The 1,723-nt window shown below is 62.8% G+C and carries 3 protein-coding genes and 1 pseudogene; 1 reads left to right on the top strand and 3 read right to left on the bottom strand.

What is annotated here, in order from left to right; translation table 11 throughout:
• Positions 1 to 402, bottom strand: a 402-nt coding sequence (locus FS320_RS47415; protein WP_210252261.1) for a hypothetical protein, incomplete at its 3' end; no start/stop codon positions are given.
• A 22-nt stretch (positions 403 to 424) separates the two neighbouring features.
• On the opposite strand from FS320_RS47415, the gene FS320_RS42850 reads away from it, so the two are divergent.
• Positions 425 to 718 (top strand): hypothetical protein, encoded by a 294-nt coding sequence (locus tag FS320_RS42850; RefSeq protein WP_210252260.1) that lies wholly within the window; start codon positions 425 to 427, stop codon positions 716 to 718.
• Between the two features lie 136 nt (positions 719 to 854).
• Here FS320_RS42850 and FS320_RS42845 read toward each other — a convergent pair whose 3' ends face one another.
• Together FS320_RS42845 and FS320_RS42840 are read right to left on the bottom strand one after the other, a co-directional pair.
• The gene (locus tag FS320_RS42845; protein WP_036359725.1) at positions 855 to 1,094 is read right to left on the bottom strand and encodes a DUF6489 family protein; all 240 of its coding nucleotides are present in this window, start codon (positions 1,092 to 1,094) and stop codon (positions 855 to 857) included.
• Positions 1,095 to 1,214: 120 nt separating this feature from the next.
• Positions 1,215 to 1,723, bottom strand: a pseudogene (locus FS320_RS42840) (class I poly(R)-hydroxyalkanoic acid synthase); the annotation flags it as partial.

Raw genomic sequence — 1,723 nt, 5'->3', positions numbered from 1 at the left:
ATGTTTGAGGACCACTGTTCCTCGGCACGGCCGGCTTCCGGCCCCAGCAGACGAAGGAATGACTATGGCGAAGAAACAGAAGGATAGGACTTCACAACCCAGCAGGAGCCGGAAGGCGCCGGAGAAGACAGCGTCGAAATCTGCCTCCCGCTCTGCCACCAAGAAGGAAGTTGGCGCTTCCAAGCGCGCACAGCCCAAAGCAATGGCCGGCTCCCGGTCTGCAAGGAAGTCCCAGGCTGTCCCTACGAAGGCACGCTCCTCCGCAGGATCGCGCCCGGCGGTACGCTCGACCTCCGGTGCATCAAAGTCCCGTTCCACGACATCAGCCCGCTCCGCATCCCGCTCGCAGGGCAGCGTGCTGAACCCGATGGTGTGGCTCTCGAGTCTTGAGACAACGCTCACCTCCCCGCAAGCACGCGCGGTAATGGCGGAGGCCCTCAGGGCGGTCGCGAACGTGCTTGAAAAGCCGCAGGGCGATGAGCAGAGACAGAGCAGCGAGACGCAGCAGGGTAGGGAGGCCGTATCGGCTGCGGGAAGCCTTGGCGCTGAGATCGTCGCTGCTCCGCTGGAGGTTGCAGCGGCTGCGATCGGAGCCGCCGGCGAAGTCATGACGAGCGCATTCGGCGGCCCGTCGGGCGAGGAGCGCGGCAATAGTGAGAGCAGCAAGGACCGCAGACGGTCCTCCTCGCGCAAGAAATCATTGGCGGCGGGCGACTAGCCGACCCGCTGATCGGTCGGACGGATAGCAGATCCCCCAGGGCGAGCCCGTCCGACCGGTGTCAACGTCTGCAGACTTTCGTCAAGGGCAGAAAGCTTTAGGGTCCGACCGGTGCAGCTGAGCCTCTCGCGGTCACTCACTCTCGTTTGGTCCCGGTCATTTGCGACATGAAGATCTCCTGCATCTGCTCGAACCCTTTCAGGGTCGCCGGAAGCCAGGTTCTCAGCATGGCTTCAGGCTCCATCGCCCGGATGTTCGCGGTCATGCGGTCCTGCACCTCTCGCATGAGTTGCTCTTGCATCGGCTTCACGTCCGGCAGCCCCAGAAAGGCCCGTGCCTCTTCAGGCGTGCACTCAACATCCATGGTGATCTTCATCTGACATCCTGCTCCAGCATCAACGGATGGGCTGCCGAACGGTGGTCGCGTATATTGCTACTGAGGTCAACTAAACCGGGCTACGCGGTACGATTGCTACTCGGATTGGCCTCAGCCATTCTACTTTTCCATCACATAAGTGCCTGGCGCGTCCTGCAGCGGTGGGTATTTCGAACTGCCCATGCGTGGTGGCGCGCTTTTCCGGCCCGAGCGAGCAGAAAGCCATGCCGTCCAGTCCGGCCACCAGCTCCCCTCGTGGCGCGTCGCACTCTGCAGCCACTGCTCGGGGGTGGTGGCCGGCGCATCACCGGCCTCTTTGGTCCAGTAGGCGCCTTTGCCACCGGGAGGATTGACGATCCCGGCGATATGGCCGCTGGAGGCCCGCACGAACCGCACGTCACCGCCAAACAGCTGTGTGACGCGCCAGGCGGCGTCCCAGGGCACGATGTGGTCTTTTTCTGCCCCCACGGCATAGGTGTCCTGACGAATGCTGCTCAGATCAATCGCCTCGTCCTTGAGCGTGATCTTGCCCGGCTCGATCAGATTGTTCTCCACATAGGTGTTGCGCAGATACCAGCTATGGGCGGCCCGGGTCATGCGGGTGCCATCGCTGTTCCAGTACAGGAGAT

This window comes from Microvirga tunisiensis (genome assembly GCF_009296175.1).
GTDB lineage: Bacteria > Pseudomonadota > Alphaproteobacteria > Rhizobiales > Beijerinckiaceae > Microvirga > Microvirga tunisiensis.
The sequence above is the reverse complement of the archived record's forward strand: the minus strand, read 5'-3'. Positions and strand labels throughout refer to the sequence as shown.